The organism is Hydrogenophaga sp. T66, assembly GCF_057219855.1.
Genome location: NZ_JBXVVX010000006.1, coordinates 49964 through 66265, shown reverse-complemented (window position 1 = coordinate 66265; position 16302 = coordinate 49964). Strand labels below are relative to the sequence as shown.

Genomic DNA, 16302 nt, shown 5'->3' with positions numbered 1-16302 from the left:
ATGCTCGCCTGGCTGCGTCGCCGCCCGACCCCGCCGGACGCGCCGGCGCCCCCCGCCGCGCCGGCGCGTGCCGAGGCGGTGCTGCGCCGGCTCGAGTGGACGGTCATCAAGCGGCTCGATGGCCTGCTGCAGGGCGACCACCGCACGCTGCTGCGCGGCACCGGCCTGGACCTGGCCGACCTGCGCGAGTACCAGCTGCACGACGACGTGCGCCACATCGACTGGAACGTCACCGCGCGCCTGCAGCAACCGCATGTGCGCGTGTTCACCGAAGACCGCGAGATGGCGGCCTGGTTTCTGCTCGACCTCAGCCCGTCGGTCGACTTCGGCTCGGGCGAGCGGCGCAAGCGCGAGGTGCTGACGGGCTTCGTGGGCGTGCTGGCCCGCCTGATCAGTCGCCACGGCAACCGCGTGGGCGCCGTGCTGTACGGATCGCGCGGCCCGGCGGTGGACGCGGTGCTGCCCGCCGCCGGGGGGCGTGTGGCGGTGTTGCGTCTGCTGCAGCGGCTGCTGCCCGCACCGGCGTCCTCCCCCGCCGCGCCGGGGGGGGGTACGCGGCTGGCCGCCCTGTTGCACAGCGCCGGCCATGTGGTGCGCGCGCGCAGCACCGTGTTCGTGGTCTCTGATTTCATCAGCGAGCCCGGCTGGGAGAAGCCCCTGGGTGCGCTGGCGCAGCGGCACGACGTGGTGGCCGTGCGGCTGCTGGACCCGCTGGAGCTGTCGCTGCCCGACCTGGGCTTGCTGCCGATCCGCGACGCCGAGACCGGCGAGCAGCTGCTGGTGGACACCGCCGACCGCGGTTTTCGCCAGCGCTTTGCGCGCCTGGCCGCGCAGCGCGAGGCGGCGCTGCGCGAGGCGCTGGCGCGCGCGGGCGTGGACACGCTGGAGCTGTCCACCGACGATGACCTGGTCGAGGCCGTGACGCGCTTCGTGGACCTGCGCCGCCAGCGCCGCGGCCTGGCCCCGCGGCGCCGCGCGGCGGCTGTGATAGGAGGTGCCGCATGAATCCTGCCGCCTGGTGGCCGGCCGCGTTGCCGGTGTCGTTTCTCTGGCCGGTGATGCTGTGGGGCCTGCTGGCGCTGCCGCTGCTCGCCGCGCTGTACGTGTGGCTGTTGCGGCGTCGGCGACGGCAGGTGTTGCCGTACGCCAGCCTCGCCCTCGTGCGCGAGGCCCTGGGCCGTGGCCCCGGCTGGCGCCGCCATGTGCCGCCGGTGCTGCTGTGGCTGGCGCTGGCGGCCCTGTTGATCGCGGCGGCCCGGCCGGTCGCCTCGATCACGCTGCCTTCCACCCAGCAGACCATCATCCTGGCCATGGACGTGTCCGGCAGCATGCGCGCCGAAGACGTGAAGCCCAACCGGCTGGTCGCGTCGCAGCAGGCGGCCAAGGCCTTCCTCGCCGACCTCCCGCGGCACGTGAAGGTCGGCATCGTGGCCTTTGCCGGGTCGGCGCAGGTGGTCCAGCCGGTCACGCTCAGCCGCGACGATCTCAACGCCGCGATCGACCGCTTCCAGCTGCAGCGCGCCACCGCCATCGGCAGTGCCATCGTGGTCTCGCTCGCCGAGTTGTTTCCCGAGCAGCGCATCAACCTCAACGACCTCGGCCAGCAGCGCAACGCCGATCCCTTCGCGCCGCGCGGCCGCGCCATCGACCAGCCCCGGCCCGAGGAAAAGCCCTTTGTGCCGGTCGCGCCCGGCTCCTACGGCTCGGCCGCGATCATCCTGCTCACCGACGGCCAGCGCACCACCGGCGTGGACACCGCCGAGGCCGCGCAGATGGCGGCCGACCGCGGCGTGCGCGTCTACACCGTGGGCGTGGGCACGGTGGATGGCGAGGTGATCGGGTTTGAGGGCTGGTCCATGCGCGTGCGGCTCGACGAAGAAAGCCTCAAGCAGGTGGCCCGCGTCACGCAGGGCGAGTACTTCTACGCCGGCACGGCCGACAACCTGCGCCAGGTGTACCAGTCGCTCAGCGCGCGCCTGACGGTCGAGAAAAAGGAGACGGAGGTCTCGGCGCTGCTGGCCCTGCTCGGCGCGGTGCTGGCCGTGCTGTCGGCCGGGCTGTCGATGCTCTGGTTCCAGCGATCGTTCTGAGCGTCCCGCCCAAAGGGGGTGTGTCGTCCCCCAAACGACCGGCACAATCGCCCGCATGAACGACAACGTGCTCGTCGCCGGGGGCGGCATCGGTGGCTTGGCGTGTGCGCTGGCACTGGGGCGCGCGGGCGTGCCGGTCACGCTGTTTGAGCAGGCAGCCGCCTTCGGCGAGGTGGGGGCGGGCATCCAGTTGGGGCCGAACGCCGTGCGCGTGCTCACCGACTGGGGCCTGGGTCGCGCCCTGCAGGCGGTGGCGGCCTATCCCGATGACCTGCGCATCCGTGACGCGCGTGACGGTCGCGAACTGGGCCACTTGCGCCTGGGCGCCGCTGCCCTGGCGCACTATGGACACCCCTACGCCAGCATCCACCGCGCCGATCTGCATCGCCTGCTGCTGGACGCGGTGCAGTCTCGCGCGCCCGCCACGCTGCGCCTGCAGGCGCGGGTGGCTTCCTTCGAAGTCGACCGCGCGGTCGCCGTTACGCTGGACAGCGGCGAAACCCTGCGCGGCGAAGCGCTGGTCGGCTGCGACGGGCTGTGGAGCCGGGTGCGCGAGGGCTTGCTCGGCGCGCAGCCGGTCCGCCGGACCGGCCATCTCGCGTACCGCGGCCTCATCCCGGCCGATCGACTGCCGCGCGCGCTGCGGCCCAACGCGGTCAGCGCCTGGCTCGGGCCCCGCATGCACGTCGTCAGCTACCCGGTGCGCCGCGGCGAATGCGTCAACCTCGTCGCGGTGGTGCACGGCCGACTGGGCGAGGGCCACGGCGGCGACGACCCGCGCCACTGGACCCAGCAGGCGCGCGCGGCCGACCTGCTCGCCGCCACCGGCCCCCTGGCCGGTGACCTGCGCGCCCTCATCGACGCGGTGCCCGCCTGGACGCTCTGGGCCTTGCACGACCGCCCGCCGCTGACCGGTCCGAGGGAACACGCGCGTGGCGCCGTCGCCCTGCTCGGCGATGCCGCGCACCCGTTGCGTCCGTACCTCGCCCAAGGCGCGGCGCTCGCCCTGGAAGACGCATGGACCCTCGGGCTGCTGGTCGACCGCCACCACGCCGCGATTGACTGGCCGAGGCTGTTCCGCCACTACGCCGAGACCCGCTGGCGCCGCAACGCGCAGGTGCAGCGCCGCTCCCAGCGCAACGGCCGCATCTTCCACGCGCGCGGTCTGGTCCGGCTGGCGCGCAACGCCGCCATGAACCTGCTGGGCGAGCGCCTGCTCGACAACCCGTGGCTCTATAGCGGCCCCCCGCGACCACCGCACACCACACCCGCCTGATATCCGCCGCCTGATGCCCGCGCCCACCCGCCGCGCCTTTGCCTGCTCGCTTGCCACGCTCCCCTGGCTGGCGTCCTCGCCCGCCCGTGCAGACGGCTGGCCTCAACGCCCGCTGCGGTGGCTGGTGGGTTTCCCGCCCGGGTCCTCGCCCGACACCACCGCCCGCTGGCTGGCCGAGCCGTTGGCCGCGGCACTCGGCCACCCGGTGATCGTGGACAACCGACCGGGCGCTGGCGGTAATCTCGCCGCGACCCTCGTCGCCCAGGCCCGCGATGGCCACACCCTGGGGCTGATGATCAATGGCAACCTCACCACCGCGCGCCTGCTCAACCCCGCGACCGCCTACGACCCCGCGCGCGACCTCGCGCCGGTCAGTCTGCTGGTGGTGGCGCCGCTGGTGCTGGTGGTGTCGGCGCCCCTGGCCGCCGGTGGTCCGGACGCTTTCGCCGACGCTGCCCGCCGCGCCGGCGACCGCTGGAACCACGGCTCACCCGGCGTCGGCACGCTCGCCCACCTCGGCGCCGCGCTGCTCCAGCGTGCGGTCGGCGCTTCCTCGGTCCACGTGCCCTACGCCGGCAACCCACAGGTTGTGCAGGCGCTGCTGGGCGGCGAGTTGCAGTGGGCCCTGCTGCCCCCCGGCCTGGCCGCCACCGCGGTGCAGGGCGGGCGATTGACCGCGCTGGGCGTCACCAGCGCCGGCCGCAGCGCGCTCATGCCCGCCGTGCCACCGCTGGCCGCGCTGGGATGGGACGTGCCGCCGCTGGAAGTGTGGAACGCCGTGGCCATGCCGCGCGCCCAGCCCGCCGCCCACACGCAGCGCGTCGCCGCCGCGCTGGCCGACGCCGTCCGCCAGCCCGCGGTGCGCGAGCGCCTGCTCGCCCAGGGCTGGACCGTCGCCGGCACCGCCCCCGAGGCGCTCGCGCGGCGGATGCGCGAAGAGACGGCTCGGCTGGGCGATGTCATCCGCGCCCTGCGTCTCGCGCCCCCGGCGCGCTGAACGCGTCACAGCGCGGTGCGCAGGCGCCAGATCTCGGGGAACAGCACCACGTCGAGCATCTTGCGCAGGTAGCTCACGCCGCCGGTGCCGCCGGTGCCGCGCTTGAAGCCGATCACGCGTTCCACGGTGGTGACGTGGCGGAAGCGCCAGAGGCGGAAGGCGTCTTCGAGGTCGGTGAGCTCTTCGCCGAGCTGGTAGAGGTCCCAATGGGCGTCGGGCTGGCGGTAGACCTGCAGCCACGCGGCCTCGACCGCGTCGCTGGCCTCGTAGGGGCGGGTCCAGTCGCGGGTCGTGTGGCTGGCCGGCACCGGCAGGCCGCGGCGGGCGAGCAGGCGCAGGCTCTCGTCGTACAGCGAGGGCGCTTCGTAGGCCGCCTGCACCGTGGCGGCGCGCGCGGGGTGGTGCGCGTGGGGTTGCAGCATCGCGGCGTTCTTGTTGCCCATGGCGAATTCGATGCAGCGGTACTGGTGGCTCTGGAAGCCGCTGGAGCGCGCGAGGTAGGGCCGCAGCGCGCTGTACTCGGGCGGCGTCATGGTGGCCAGCACGTCCCAGGCGTGGACGAGCTGTTCCATGATCTTGGAGACGCGCGCGAGCATCTTGAAGGCCGGCGGCAGTTCGTCGCGGGCGATGTGGCCGATGGCGGCGTGCAGCTCGTGCAGCATGAGTTTCATCCACAGCTCGCTGGTCTGGTGCTGCACGATGAAGAGCATCTCGTCGTGCGCCGGCGACAGCGGCTTCTGGGCGCCCAGGATCGCGTCGAGCTGCAGGTAGTCGCCGTAGCTCATGTCCTGGCTGAAATCGAGCTGGGCGCGCTCGTCGTGGACGATGGCTTCGGTGGCCGAGGTCGGGGCCGGGGACGTGGACGGGGTGTGGTGGTGCGGACAGGCCATGGGTCGCTCCTCAGGTCACGGCCTGCTGGCGGCTGAATTCAGGGCGCTGCCATTCCCCCGTTTCCAGCACCTGCCGCAGGTGTTCCACCGCGTCCCACACGTCGGCGAATCCGAGGTAGAGCGGCGTGAAGCCGAAGCGCAGGATGTCCTGGTGGCGGCCGCCGTCGCCCGCGCGGTAGTCGCCAATCACCCCGCGCGCGATCAGCGCCTGCACGATGGCGTAGGCGCCCTGGTCGCGGGTCAGGCAGACCTGCGACCCGCGGTGCGCGGTATCGCGCGGTGTGGCCAGGCCCAGGCCATGGCCCGCGCAGCGCGCCTCCACGAGTCCGATGAACAGGTCGGTCAGCGCGAGCGATTTGGCGCGCAGCGCGGCCAGGCCGCCCAGCGGTTCGGCCGCGAGCACGGTGTCCACGCCGCACTCCAGCGCGGCCAGGCTGATCATGGGCTGGGTGCCGCACTGGTAGCGGGCGATGCCGGGCGCGGGGCGGTAGTCGGGGGTGAAGGCGAAGGGCGCGCCATGGCCCCACCAGCCGGCCAGCGGCTGCCAGAAGCGGTCCGCATGGCGCGGGCTGACCCACACGAAGGCCGGCGCGCCGGGCCCGCCGTTGAGGTACTTGTAGCCGCAGCCGACCGCGAAGTCCGCGCCCGCGCCCCGCAGGTCCACCGGCACGGCGCCCGCGCTGTGCGCGAGGTCCCACACCGCGAGGATGCCCGCGGCGTGGGCCGCGGCGGTCACCGTGGCCATGTCGTGCATGGCGCCGGTGCGGTAGTTGACGTGGGTGAGCATGAGGATGGCCACGTCGGCGTGCAGGGCGGCCGTGATCTCCTCGGGCTCGACGAGCACCAGTTCCCAGCCGTGCTGGCGGCACAGTGCCTCGGCGATGTAGAGGTCGGTGGGGAAGTTGCTGCGCTCGCTGACGATGCGCCGGCGCTGCGGTGCGTCGGCGGTGGCGATCGCCATGGCCGCGCTGAGCACCTTGAACAGGTTGACCGAGGTGCTGTCGGTGGCCACCACCTCGCCCGCGCCGGCGCCGATCAGGCGCGCGATCTTGTCGCCCACGCGGCCCGGCATCTCGAACCAGCCGTGTTTGTTCCAGCTCTGGATGAGGTCGGTGCCCCATTCCTGCGTGACCACCGCGGCCACGCGCGCTGGCGTGCTGCGCGGCATCACGCCGAGGGAGTTGCCGTCGAGGTAGATCGTGGCGGCGGGAATGTCGAACTGGTCGCGCAGCGCGCGCAGGGGGTCGGCCGCATCGAGGGCCAGGCAGTCGTCTCGGGTGGTCATGGCGGGTGGTCGTCTCAGGTCGGGGGCAGGGCGCGCAGCACGGCGCGCACCGGGCTGGCGTCGGCGGTGGTCAGCTTCAGCGGCAGGGCGATCAACTCGTAGTCGCCCTCGGGCACCTCGTCGAGCAGCAGGTTTTCCAGCACGCGAAGGCCGTGCTGGCGCAGCACCTGGTGGCTCTCCAGCGACTTGCTGTCGGCCGGATCGACGCTGGCGCTGTCGATGCCGATGAGCACGACGCCGCGCGCGGCCAGCAGCGCCACCGTCTCGGGCGCGAAGGCGGGCAGGGCGTCGTCGAAGCGGTCCGCGGGCTGGCGCTCGTACACGCGCACCAGCACCCGCGGCGGCAGCGGCCGGTTCGCCCAGCCCGCGGGCGCTGCCCGGCCGGGCGCGGCGTTGCCCAGCGCGTGCGCCAGGTGCTCGGGGCGCACCAGCGGGCCGCAGCCGATGGCGTGGACCACGCGGCAAGGGCCGAGGAAGGCGTCGAGGTCGAGCGCGCCCACGGCCGCGCCGGCGGGGTCGTAGTGCAGCGGCGCGTCGGCGTGCGCGCCGGTGTGGGGCGACAGCGTGATGGCGCTGACATTGACCGGGCAACCCGGCCCGATCTGCGCCACCCACTGCTGCGTGTAGGCCGTGTCACCCGGAAACACCGGCGAGGCGGCGTGCACGGGCGGAGAAATGTCCCAGAGCGTTTTCATGAGGCCGGGAAAGTAGCACCGGCCCGCGGGGCGTGGTGTCGGTTAATTCCAACAGGGCCCCAAAAACTTGAGGTGTCAACTATCCCGGCGCGACTGCCGGCGCGTCGAGCCCCGGTGCGCGCACCACCAGCACCTTCAGCGCCCGGTCGGGCGCGGCGTCGGCAAAGGCCGGCGGGTTGGGCAGACGCTGCTCCACCGCGAGGCTCGGTGCCTCGGCCGCGAGCGCGTCGCGCAGGAAGCGCTCGGGCAGTTCGGGGGCGTTGAGGCAGAGCAGGGCGCGGCCGCCGGGCGTCAGCAGGTCGGGCAGGCGACGCAGCAGGCGCGGCCAGTCCTTGGTGGCCACGAAGCTGCCCTTCTGGAAGCTCGGCGGGTCGGCGATCACGAGGTCGTAGGGGCCCAGGCGGTTGAGCTTGCCCCAGGAGTTCCAGAGGTCGTGGGCGAGGAAGCGGGCGCGGCTGCCCAGGCCGTTGAGCTGGTGGTTCTGCTGGCCGGTGGCCAGCGCCCCGTCGGCCATGTCGAGGTTGATGACCTCGCGCGCGCCGCCCTGCAGCGCGGCCACGGAGAAGGCGGCGGTGTAGGCGAACAGGTTGAGGACCTTCGCGCCCGCGGCGTGGGCGCGCACCCAGCGCCGGCCCTCGGCCATGTCGAGGAACAGGCCGTGGTTCTGCCCGCGCGACACGTGCACGCGGTAGCGCGCGCCGTCTTCCGTCACCACGTGCGGCTCTGGCACGGCGCCGGCCATCACGGTGGTGATGGGCCGGCTCACCGGGCCGTCGGGCTGGCGGCGCTGGAACACCCAGTTCAGCGGTTCGCCGGGCGCGATCTGCGCCTGCCGCGCGGCCAGCGCCGCGCCGATGGCCTGGGTGTCGGCCTCCGTGGCTTCGCCGAAGCGGGTCAGCACCCACACCGGCGGATACCAGTCCAGTGCCCAGTCCTCGCAGCCCGGATGCAGCCCGCCGCGGCCGTGGAACAGGCGCTGGGCGTCGGCGCCGGGCGTGGCCCGGGCGATGGCGTCGAGCAGGGCGTTCACGCGTTCAGTCTCCCAGCCACTCGCCCAGTGGCGGCAGGCCGTGGCGCGCGCGGGCCTTGTTGCAGCCGTAGCTGCCTTCCTCCAGTTCGGCACACGGCCGCGGGCGCTGGGGATAGATGCGGCACAGCGCCCGCACGCCCAGCTCCCCCTCCAGCGCCACGCAGCGGATCGGCACCGCGCCCGTGCCGCGCATGCGGCAGGTCGCGCCGTCCACCACCTCGGTCAGGGCCTCGGGCACGCTGCCCCCGAGGCTGTCGAGTTCGTAGACGGAAAACTCCACCCGGTAGCTGTGGCAACAGGCGCCGCAGGTGGTGCAGGCGCTGGGTGTCGGCGCTGCGTCCCGCTCGGCGGCGCTCATGGGCCCTCCAGGGGGGCCAGGCCGTGGCGGCGTCTCGCCTGCGCGCAGGCGTCGCTGCCTTCCTCAAACTCGCGGCAGGGGCCGGGCCGCCATTCGTAGATGCCGCAGGTCGCCCGCTGGCCGATGGCCCCGTGCAGGGCGGCGCAGCGTGGCGGGCTGTGGTCGGTGCCGCGCAGGCGCGCGGTGTGGTCGGTCACCGGCACCCACAGCCCGTCGGGCACGCTGCCGCCCTCGGACTGGGTCTCAAACACCGAGAAGTCCACCCGGAAGCTGGCGCAGCAGGCGCCGCAGGCGGTGCAAGCGCTCATCGTCGGCTCGGGCTGGGCAGGCAGGCGGCGCGCCGCGTCAGGCCAGCTGACCCAGCAGCAGGTATTCCATCAGCGCCTTCTGCACGTGCATGCGGTTCTCGGCCTCGTCCCACACCACGCTCTGCGGCCCGTCGATCACCTCGGCGGTCACCTCTTCGCCGCGGTGGGCGGGCAGGCAGTGCATGAACAGCGCGTCGGGCTTGGCCACGGCCATCATGGCCTCGTCCACGCACCACTGCTTGAACGCGGCCCGCCGCACCTCGTTTTCCGCCTCGTAGCCCATGCTGGTCCACACGTCGGTGGTCACCAGGTCGGCGCCCCGGCAGGCCTCGCGCGGGTCGGCGAACACGCGGTAGCAGCCCGGGTCGGTCACGCCGGCCAGCGCGGCATTGACTTCGTAGCCGCTGGGTGTGCTCACGTGCACGGTGAAGCCCAGCAGCTGCGCCGCCTGCAGCCAGGTGTTGGCCATGTTGTTGCCGTCGCCCACCCAGGCCACCACCTTGCCGCGGATCGCCTCCAGCGGGTCGCCGCCGGGTGCGGGCCGGTATTCGGTCAGCGTGAACAGGTCGGCCAGGATCTGGCAGGGGTGGAACTCGTTCGTCAGGCCGTTGATCACCGGCACGCGCGAGTGCGCGGCAAAGCGCTCGATCTTGGTCTGCTCAAAGGTGCGGATCATCACCAGGTCGACCATGCGGCTGATCACGCGCGCGCTGTCTTCGATGGGCTCGGCGCGGCCGAGCTGGCTGTCGCCGGTGGTGAGGTGCACCACCGAGCCGCCCATCTGGTACATGCCGGCCTCGAAGCTCACGCGGGTGCGCGTGCTGGCCTTCTCAAAGATCATGGCCAGCGTGCGGTCGGGATCGGCGAAGGGCTGGTACTTTTCCACCGCCTTGAAGCGCGCCTTGATGTAGGCGGCGCGGCGCAGCAGGTAGCCATACTCGGCGGCGCTCAGGTCCTTGAATTGCAGGTAATGACGGATGGGTGGGCGGATCGTCGTCGAGGCGGTCGAAGTCATGGTGCGAAGGGATCGGTGTTCGGTCGGGCGGCGGCGGTCGGGCTTATTCGGCGAGGAAAGCGCGCACCAGCGGGAGCAGGATGCGCACCACCTCGTCGGCCTCGTCGGTGGTCAGCACCAGCGGCGGCACCAGCCGGATCACGCTGTCCGCCGTGACCGACAACAGCAGCCCGGCGTCGGCGGCCCGCTGGGTCAGCGCGCCGCACGGGCGATCAAGTTCGACGCCGATCATCAGCCCCTGGCCGCGGATCTCGCGCACGCCCGCCACACCGGCCAGCCCACGCTCCAGCGCGCCCCGCAGGTGCGCGCCCACCCGCTCGGCGTGCGCCAGCAGGCCGTCCTCTTCCATGATGCGGATGGTTTCCACCCCCGCGCGCATGGCCAGCGGGTTGCCGCCAAACGTGGTGCCGTGGTTGCCCGGCTGGAAGATGTGGGCCGCCTTCGGGCCGGCCACCACCGCGCCAATCGGCACGCCCGAGCCCAGACCCTTGGCCAGCGGCATCACGTCGGGCACGATGCCCGCCCACTGGTGGGCAAACCACTTGCCCGTGCGGCCCATGCCGCACTGCACCTCGTCGATCATCAACAGCCAGTCGCGCTCGTCGCACAGCGCCCGCACGTCCCGCAGGTATTGCGCCCGCATCGGGTTCACACCGCCTTCGCCCTGAATGGTTTCGAAGAACACCGCCACCACGTTCGGGTTGTGGGCCGTGGCGGCTTTCAGGGCCTCGATGTCGTTGACCGGCACCCGCACAAAACCTTCCACCAGCGGCCCAAAGCCCGCCTGCACCTTCGGGTTGCCGGTGGCCGACAGCGTCGCGATCGAGCGGCCGTGGAAGGCCTTTTCGTACACCACGATTTCCGGCCGCTCGATGCCCTTGTCGTGGCCGAACTTGCGCGCCAGCTTCAGCGCCGCCTCGTTGGCCTCCAGCCCGCTGTTGCAGAAGAACACGTTGGTCATGCCCGAGCGCTCCACCAGCATCTGGGCCAGCCGCTCCTGGTCGGGCACGTGGTAGTAGTTGCAGCAGTGGATCAGCTTGGCCACCTGATCCTGCAAGGCCGGCACCAGCTTGGGGTGGGCGTGACCGAGCGTGTTCACCGCGATGCCGGCGAGTGCATCCAGGTATTCCTTGCCGTTGACGTCCCACACCCGCGATCCGCGGCCGTGCGACAGCGCGATCGGCAGGCGCCCGTAGGTGTTCATCACGTGGGGCGAGGCGACAGGGTTCAGGGCAGCGTTCATGCGGGCTCCGGGATCGCGGCGGAAAAAGAAGCGGCCCAACACCGAATGCCGCGGGTTGGGCCGTCGAGGCGCGATTTTAGGCGCAGGTGCGCGCAGCATCGATGACGGTCGTGCATCGCTCCGATCGGCTCTGTGGCGCGGTGGACAGGGCCGGGTTAACCCGCGGTTCAGGTCTTATATAAGATAGAATTCCGGGAGACTCCGGCAGCGCGGCGATCCCCGCGGCCGGCACCGCTCCCTCCCGCAGCCCTCCATCCGAAGGCGCCCGTCCTGCATGGCCCCACCCGCCGCCAAACAAGTGTTCATCCTGGGCAAGACCCACGATGGACGCACCTTTCGCCCCAGCGACTGGGCGGAGCGGCTGGCGGGCGTGATGAGCGGTTTCCGCCCCGGCGGCGCGCAGCCCGGCAGCCACCTGAGCTACAGCCCCTGGTGTGTGCCCAACGTGATGCACGGCGTGAAATGCGTGGTCGTCCACACCGACTTGCGCGATGCCGAGCCCATGGCCTGGGACTTCGTCATGAACTTCGCCAAGGACAACGGACTGCAGGTCGCGGAGGGCTGTCTGCTGCCCGAATGAGGGCATGGGCAACGGCTTAGCCCCCGAAGCGCCCTGAGAAATCACCTCGCCACCCGCAAAAAAGCCGTCTTGCGACGGCTTTTTTGCTTTTGCTGGCAGCGCACCCGATTCAAACGGCAGGCCCCTGGGGGCCCGGGCGGCTGTGGGTGGGGCTCAGGCCGCGACGGCCAGCGCCTTCACCTTGGCGGACAGGCGGCTCTTGTCGCGAGCGGCCTTGTTCTTGTGGAAGATGCCCTTGTCGGCGATGGTGTCGACAACGGCTTGCATCTTGGCGAACAGCTCGGTGGCCTTGGCCTTGTCGCCGGCCACGACGGCCTTCTCCACGTTCTTCACCGCGGTGCGGTACTTCGAGCGCAGCGAGCTGTTGGCGGCGTTGAGCTTGACGTCCTGGCGGGCGCGTTTGCGGCCAGACGCCAGACGGGGGTTCTTTTTCTTCGGTTTGGTGGCCATGGTGGTGGTCCTTCGGTGTTTGTGGATGTTGCCAGCAAAGCCGAGCATTATAGCCCGCCGCTCGGTGCGGCAACCCACCCCCGGTCGGCGCCCCGGGCGGCGTGGCTACACTGTGCCGCGTGACACTCCTCAAGTCCGCCTCCCTCGTCTCGCTGCTCACGCTGGCGTCCCGGATCACCGGCCTGGCGCGCGAACTGCTCATGGCCGCGACGTTTGGCGCCAGCGCGCTGACCGACGCGTTCAACGTCGCGTTCCGCATCCCGAACCTCCTGCGCCGTCTGTTCGCGGAGGGCGCCTTCAGCCAGGCCTTTGTGCCGGTGCTGGCGGCGGCGCGGGAAAAGGACGGCGAGGAGGCCACCCGCCAGATGATCGACCAGATCGCCACGGTGCTGGCCTGGGCGCTGACGGCCACCTGCGTCATTGGCGTGGCGGCGGCGCCGGTGCTGGTCTACGCCATGGCCGCCGGGCTGAAGCAGTCGCCGGAAGGGTTTGATGCGGCGGTCGTCATGACGCGCTGGATGTTTCCGTACATCGGATTCATGTCCTTCGTGGCACTGGCCGCTGGTGTGCTCAACACCTGGAAGCGCTTCGCGGTGCCGGCGGCCACGCCGGTGCTGCTCAACGTGGCCATGATCGGCGCAGCCTGGTGGGGGGCGCCCTGGTTAGCCGAGCAGGGGATTGAGCCCATCTACGCCATGGCCGGCGGTGTGCTCGTGGGCGGGATGTTGCAGCTGGGCGTGCAGATTCCGGCGCTGCACGCGCTGGGCCTCCTTCCGCGCGTCGGGCTGACCTGGGGCCGGCTCAAGGCCGCTTGGGCCCACCCGGGCACGCGCCGGGTGACGCAGCTCATGCTGCCGGCCTTGCTCGGGGTGAGCGTGGCGCAGGTGTCGCTGCTGATCAACACGCAGATCGCCTCCCACTTGGCCGTGGGCAGCGTCAGCTGGCTCACCTACGCCGACCGGCTGATGGAGTTTCCGACCGCCTTGCTGGGTGTGGCGCTGGGCGTGGTGTTGCTGCCGCAGCTGGCGGCGGCCCAGGCGGCGGGTGACACCGACCGCTACAGCGGCCTGCTCGACTGGGGCCTGCGGCTGGTGGTGCTGCTGGCGGTGCCGGCGGCGGTGGCGCTGCTGACTTTCGCCGCGCCGCTGGTGGCGGTGCTGTACCACTACGGCCGATTCTCGGCCGCCGACGTGCAGCAGACCGCGGTGGCGCTCATGGGCTACGGCGCCGGTCTGCTGGGCCTGATCGCCATCAAGGTGCTCGCGCCGGGGTTCTACGCCCGGCAGGACATCCGCACGCCGGTGAAGATCGCCATCGGCGTGCTCATCCTCACCCAGGTGCTCAATCTCGTCCTGGTGCCGGTGCTGGCCCACGCCGGGCTGGCGCTGGCCATTGGCCTGGGTGCGCTGGTCAATGCCTTGCTGCTGCTGGTCGGTCTGGTGCGCCGCGGCGCGTACCGCCCGGCCCCAGGCTGGGCGCGGTTTGGCCTGCAGGTGCTGGCCGCCAGCGCCTTGCTGGCGGTGTTTCTGATGTGGGCGGCCGCGCAGGTGAACTGGACCGCTTTCGACGGCGGCGCGTTCCTGCGTATCGGCCTGCTGGCGGTGTGCGTGCTGGGCGCGGGGGTGGTGTATTTCGGTGCCTTGCTCCTCAGCGGCTTGCAACTGCGCCAGTTCGTCCGACAATGAGGCTCCGCGCCCACCGCCCGCTGCCATGCCCATCGGCCTGAACTTCTCTGCGCCCAGCCCGCTGGATTACTTCACGTCGCTCGTGCGGGACGACGACAGCCTGCCGCTGTTCGAGGCCGCCGTGGCCGTGGCGCAGGACGAATACCCCGACCTTGATGTCCAGCAGGTTCTGGGCGACGTGGATCAGATGCTCGCCCGCCTGCGCCGGCGCTGCCCGTCCGACGCGGGGCCGTTGCAGCGGCTGCGCGCCCTCAACCAGTTTTTCTTCCGCGACATGGGGTTTGGCGGCAACGTCAACAACTACTACGACCCCGACAACAGCTACCTCAACGCGGTGCTGCGCACCCGCCGCGGCATTCCCATCACGCTGGCGATGTTGTGGCTCGAACTGGCCCACGGCCTGGGGCTCAAGGCCCGCGGCGTGAACTTTCCCGGCCACTTCATGGTGAAGGTCAACCTGCCCAACGGCCAGGTGGTGATCGACCCCTTCACCGGGCAGTCCCTCAGCCGCGAAGATCTGTCCGAGCGGCTGGAGCCCTACAAGCGCCGCAACGGCCTCGTCGATGATTTCGACGTGCCGGTCGGCCTGTATCTGCAGGCCGCCACGCCACGGGACATCCTGGCCCGGCTGCTGCGCAACCTCAAGGAAATTCATCGCACGCAGGAAGACTGGGCGCGCCTGATCGCGGTGCAGGACCGGCTGGTCGTGCTCCTGCCAGACGCCTGGGTCGAGCGCCGCGACCGCGGCCTGGCGTGGGCCGAACTCGGCCAGGCCCGCCGCGCGGTGGACGATCTGGAGGTTTACGTCGCCCACACCGACGACGCGCTGGACCGCGACGCCATCGCCCAGCGGCTGCAGGAACTGCGCCGCGCGCTCAATGGCTGAGTGGCCGCCCAGCCTGCTGGCCGCTGGCGTGTCCCGGTTTTCACCGCCTGTTTCCTCATGTAAGCGCGGTTGACGCCGCGTCCCCGGCTGGCCACCATCCCCGGCTTTTCAACCCCCTCAGCACACCATGAACAAGACCTTCGCCCGCGCCGTGGCCACCGCCCTGATCCCCTGCATGACCCTGGCCAGCGTGCCCCTGACCGCGCAGGCCGGCATCGTCTCCACCGAGCAGGCCATGGTCACGCCCGCGGGCCAGGCCGACCGGGATCGCGTGAGCGCGTTCCTCGCCCGCGACGACGTGCGCGCCGCGCTGGTGCAGCAGGGCGTGAACACCGATGACGCGATCGCCCGCGTGCAGGCCATGTCCGACGCCGAAGTCGCCGAGCTGGCCCAGCGCGTGGACCGCGCCCCGGCCGGGGCTGGCGTGGTCGGCGTGCTGTTCACCGTGTTCCTGATCCTGCTGGTCACCGACATCCTGGGCTTCACCAAGGTCTACCCGTTCACCCGTCCGATCCGATGATCGTCACGCGCCGACGCGCGCTCGCGCTGGGCGCCGGCGCGACGGCCAGCGCGCTGCTGGGCGGCTGCGCCACACCCGCGGCCGTCACGGCCCTGCAGACCGACTGGCCGCCGGGACTGCCGCCCCGCGTGATGCTCGACGGCGTGCCCTTCTTTCCCCAAGACGACCTGCTGTGCGGCCCGGCCACGCTGGCCACGGTGGCTCAGGCCGCCGGTCGCCGCGTCACGCCCGCGGAGCTCACCCCGCAGGTCTATTTGCCCGGGCGACAGGGCTCCCTGCAGACCGAAATGCTGGCCGCCGCCCGGCGGCAGGGGCTGGTGGCCTACCCGATTGCGCCGCGGCTGCCGGTCCTGCTGGCCGAGCTGGCCGATGGGGCGCCGGTGCTGGTGCTGCAGAACCTGGCCCTGCCCATCGCGCCTCAGTGGCACTACGCCGTGGCGGTGGGTTTTGACCGCGACCGCGCCGAGCTGTACCTGCACTCGGGCACCACGCCCCGCCTGCCCACGGCGCTGCGCACATTCGAGTTCACCTGGGCGCGCGCCGAGCATTGGGCGCTGCGCGTCACCGCCCCGTCCCGGGTGCCGGTCACCGCCGAGGCCGACGGGTGGGCCCGTGCCGTGGCTGCGCTGGAGCGCAGCGATGTGGCCGCGGCCGAGGTGGCGTACCGCAGCGGGCTGGCCCGCTGGCCAACGCACCGTTTCCTGCTGCTGGGCGCGGGCAACACCGCCCATGCCCAGGGCCGTCTGACCCAGGCGGCCGACGCCTATGAGCGCACCGTGATCCAGCACCCCGACTTCGCCGACGCCTGGCACAACCTGGCCCAGACCCGCCTTGACCTGCGCCAGCGCGACGCCGCTCGCCGGGCCGCCGCCCGCGCGGTGGCGCTGGGTGGCCCGCGGCAGGCCGACTACCGCGCACTGCTGGCCCGGGCGGAGGCCGCGCGGTGACGCGCCTGTTGATCGCCGGTGCCACCGGCCTGGTCGGCAGCCACGCG

At 72.0% G+C, this 16302-nt stretch carries 18 protein-coding genes; 9 read left to right on the top strand and 9 right to left on the bottom strand.

Features of this window, described 5'->3' with window-relative positions:
- The 4 genes from AC2D80_RS15210 to AC2D80_RS15195 are packed head-to-tail and all read left to right on the top strand — an operon-like array spanning position 1 to position 4363.
- Complete coding sequence (locus AC2D80_RS15210) at positions 1 to 1005, top strand: DUF58 domain-containing protein (RefSeq protein ID WP_484633883.1); 1005 nt, start codon at positions 1 to 3, stop codon at positions 1003 to 1005.
- Between the two features lie 32 nt (positions 1006 to 1037).
- A complete protein-coding gene (locus tag AC2D80_RS15205; RefSeq protein ID WP_484633913.1) occupies positions 1038 to 2090 on the top strand; it encodes a VWA domain-containing protein in 1053 nt (350 codons plus the stop codon).
- Positions 2091 to 2145: 55 nt separating this feature from the next.
- On the top strand, positions 2146 to 3366 hold the full coding sequence (locus AC2D80_RS15200) for an FAD-dependent monooxygenase (protein WP_484633882.1): 1221 nt from the start codon (positions 2146 to 2148) through the stop codon (positions 3364 to 3366).
- A 13-nt stretch (positions 3367 to 3379) separates the two neighbouring features.
- On the top strand, positions 3380 to 4363 hold the full coding sequence (locus AC2D80_RS15195) for a Bug family tripartite tricarboxylate transporter substrate binding protein (RefSeq protein WP_484633881.1): 984 nt from the start codon (positions 3380 to 3382) through the stop codon (positions 4361 to 4363).
- 5 nt (positions 4364 to 4368) lie between these two features.
- Here AC2D80_RS15195 and kynA read toward each other — a convergent pair whose 3' ends face one another.
- The 8 genes from kynA to AC2D80_RS15155 form a co-directional block, all read right to left on the bottom strand.
- The gene (kynA, locus tag AC2D80_RS15190; protein WP_484633880.1) at positions 4369 to 5253 is read right to left on the bottom strand and encodes a tryptophan 2,3-dioxygenase; all 885 of its coding nucleotides are present in this window, start codon (positions 5251 to 5253) and stop codon (positions 4369 to 4371) included.
- A gap of 10 nt (positions 5254 to 5263) precedes the next feature.
- On the bottom strand, positions 5264 to 6538 hold the full coding sequence (gene kynU / locus AC2D80_RS15185; protein ID WP_484633879.1) for a kynureninase: 1275 nt from the start codon (positions 6536 to 6538) through the stop codon (positions 5264 to 5266).
- Positions 6539 to 6552: 14 nt separating this feature from the next.
- Positions 6553 to 7233 carry an arylformamidase gene (gene kynB, locus AC2D80_RS15180; protein WP_484633878.1) on the bottom strand — a complete coding sequence of 227 codons (681 nt, stop codon included), beginning with the start codon at positions 7231 to 7233 and terminating at the stop codon, positions 6553 to 6555.
- 79 nt (positions 7234 to 7312) lie between these two features.
- Entirely contained in the window at positions 7313 to 8263 is a 951-nt protein-coding gene (locus AC2D80_RS15175; protein ID WP_484633877.1) for a class I SAM-dependent methyltransferase, read from the bottom strand.
- A gap of 4 nt (positions 8264 to 8267) precedes the next feature.
- Positions 8268 to 8621: a YkgJ family cysteine cluster protein gene (locus tag AC2D80_RS15170; protein ID WP_484633876.1), complete on the bottom strand. Its 354-nt coding sequence runs from the start codon at positions 8619 to 8621 to the stop codon at positions 8268 to 8270.
- A complete protein-coding gene (locus AC2D80_RS15165; protein WP_484633875.1) occupies positions 8618 to 8929 on the bottom strand; it encodes a YkgJ family cysteine cluster protein in 312 nt (103 codons plus the stop codon). The genes AC2D80_RS15170 and AC2D80_RS15165 overlap by 4 nt, the downstream gene beginning before the upstream one ends.
- 37 nt (positions 8930 to 8966) lie before the next feature.
- Positions 8967 to 9944: an ornithine carbamoyltransferase gene (gene argF, locus AC2D80_RS15160; protein ID WP_484633874.1), complete on the bottom strand. Its 978-nt coding sequence runs from the start codon at positions 9942 to 9944 to the stop codon at positions 8967 to 8969.
- A 43-nt stretch (positions 9945 to 9987) separates the two neighbouring features.
- Complete coding sequence (locus tag AC2D80_RS15155) at positions 9988 to 11187, bottom strand: acetylornithine/succinylornithine family transaminase (protein WP_484633873.1); 1200 nt, start codon at positions 11185 to 11187, stop codon at positions 9988 to 9990.
- A 274-nt stretch (positions 11188 to 11461) separates the two neighbouring features.
- On the opposite strand from AC2D80_RS15155, the gene AC2D80_RS15150 reads away from it, so the two are divergent.
- A complete protein-coding gene (locus AC2D80_RS15150; RefSeq protein WP_484633872.1) occupies positions 11462 to 11767 on the top strand; it encodes a DUF3579 domain-containing protein in 306 nt (101 codons plus the stop codon).
- A gap of 153 nt (positions 11768 to 11920) precedes the next feature.
- Here AC2D80_RS15150 and rpsT read toward each other — a convergent pair whose 3' ends face one another.
- Positions 11921 to 12217, bottom strand: a complete 297-nt coding sequence (gene rpsT / locus AC2D80_RS15145) for a 30S ribosomal protein S20 (RefSeq protein ID WP_484633871.1) — start codon at positions 12215 to 12217, stop codon at positions 11921 to 11923.
- Positions 12218 to 12336: 119 nt separating this feature from the next.
- Between rpsT and murJ the strand changes: the two genes are divergently transcribed.
- From murJ to AC2D80_RS15125, 4 genes are all read left to right on the top strand, one after another.
- Positions 12337 to 13902 carry a murein biosynthesis integral membrane protein MurJ gene (murJ, locus tag AC2D80_RS15140; RefSeq protein ID WP_484633870.1) on the top strand — a complete coding sequence of 522 codons (1566 nt, stop codon included), beginning with the start codon at positions 12337 to 12339 and terminating at the stop codon, positions 13900 to 13902.
- A gap of 25 nt (positions 13903 to 13927) precedes the next feature.
- Positions 13928 to 14788 carry a SirB1 family protein gene (locus AC2D80_RS15135; RefSeq protein ID WP_484633869.1) on the top strand — a complete coding sequence of 287 codons (861 nt, stop codon included), beginning with the start codon at positions 13928 to 13930 and terminating at the stop codon, positions 14786 to 14788.
- Positions 14789 to 14915: 127 nt separating this feature from the next.
- The gene (locus AC2D80_RS15130; protein WP_484633868.1) at positions 14916 to 15308 is read left to right on the top strand and encodes a PA2779 family protein; all 393 of its coding nucleotides are present in this window, start codon (positions 14916 to 14918) and stop codon (positions 15306 to 15308) included.
- Positions 15305 to 16255, top strand: a complete 951-nt coding sequence (locus AC2D80_RS15125) for a PA2778 family cysteine peptidase (protein ID WP_484633867.1) — start codon at positions 15305 to 15307, stop codon at positions 16253 to 16255. Before AC2D80_RS15130 ends, AC2D80_RS15125 begins: the two co-directional genes overlap by 4 nt.
- Positions 16256 to 16302: the final 47 nt, after the last annotated feature.

Coding starts and splice junctions, on each gene's coding strand:
- kynB (WP_484633878.1), bottom strand. CDS start 7,233: ATGAAAACGCTCTGGGACATTTCTCCGCCCGTGCACGCCGCCTCGCCG.
- AC2D80_RS15150 (WP_484633872.1), top strand. CDS start 11,462: ATGGCCCCACCCGCCGCCAAACAAGTGTTCATCCTGGGCAAGACCCAC.
- AC2D80_RS15135 (WP_484633869.1), top strand. CDS start 13,928: ATGCCCATCGGCCTGAACTTCTCTGCGCCCAGCCCGCTGGATTACTTC.
- AC2D80_RS15125 (WP_484633867.1), top strand. CDS start 15,305: ATGATCGTCACGCGCCGACGCGCGCTCGCGCTGGGCGCCGGCGCGACG.
- AC2D80_RS15155 (WP_484633873.1), bottom strand. CDS start 11,187: ATGAACGCTGCCCTGAACCCTGTCGCCTCGCCCCACGTGATGAACACC.
- AC2D80_RS15210 (WP_484633883.1), top strand. CDS start 1: ATGCTCGCCTGGCTGCGTCGCCGCCCGACCCCGCCGGACGCGCCGGCG.
- argF (WP_484633874.1), bottom strand. CDS start 9,944: ATGACTTCGACCGCCTCGACGACGATCCGCCCACCCATCCGTCATTAC.
- AC2D80_RS15200 (WP_484633882.1), top strand. CDS start 2,146: ATGAACGACAACGTGCTCGTCGCCGGGGGCGGCATCGGTGGCTTGGCG.
- AC2D80_RS15195 (WP_484633881.1), top strand. CDS start 3,380: ATGCCCGCGCCCACCCGCCGCGCCTTTGCCTGCTCGCTTGCCACGCTC.
- AC2D80_RS15130 (WP_484633868.1), top strand. CDS start 14,916: ATGAACAAGACCTTCGCCCGCGCCGTGGCCACCGCCCTGATCCCCTGC.
- kynU (WP_484633879.1), bottom strand. CDS start 6,538: ATGACCACCCGAGACGACTGCCTGGCCCTCGATGCGGCCGACCCCCTG.
- AC2D80_RS15170 (WP_484633876.1), bottom strand. CDS start 8,621: ATGAGCGCCGCCGAGCGGGACGCAGCGCCGACACCCAGCGCCTGCACC.
- kynA (WP_484633880.1), bottom strand. CDS start 5,253: ATGGCCTGTCCGCACCACCACACCCCGTCCACGTCCCCGGCCCCGACC.
- AC2D80_RS15165 (WP_484633875.1), bottom strand. CDS start 8,929: ATGAGCGCTTGCACCGCCTGCGGCGCCTGCTGCGCCAGCTTCCGGGTG.
- rpsT (WP_484633871.1), bottom strand. CDS start 12,217: ATGGCCACCAAACCGAAGAAAAAGAACCCCCGTCTGGCGTCTGGCCGC.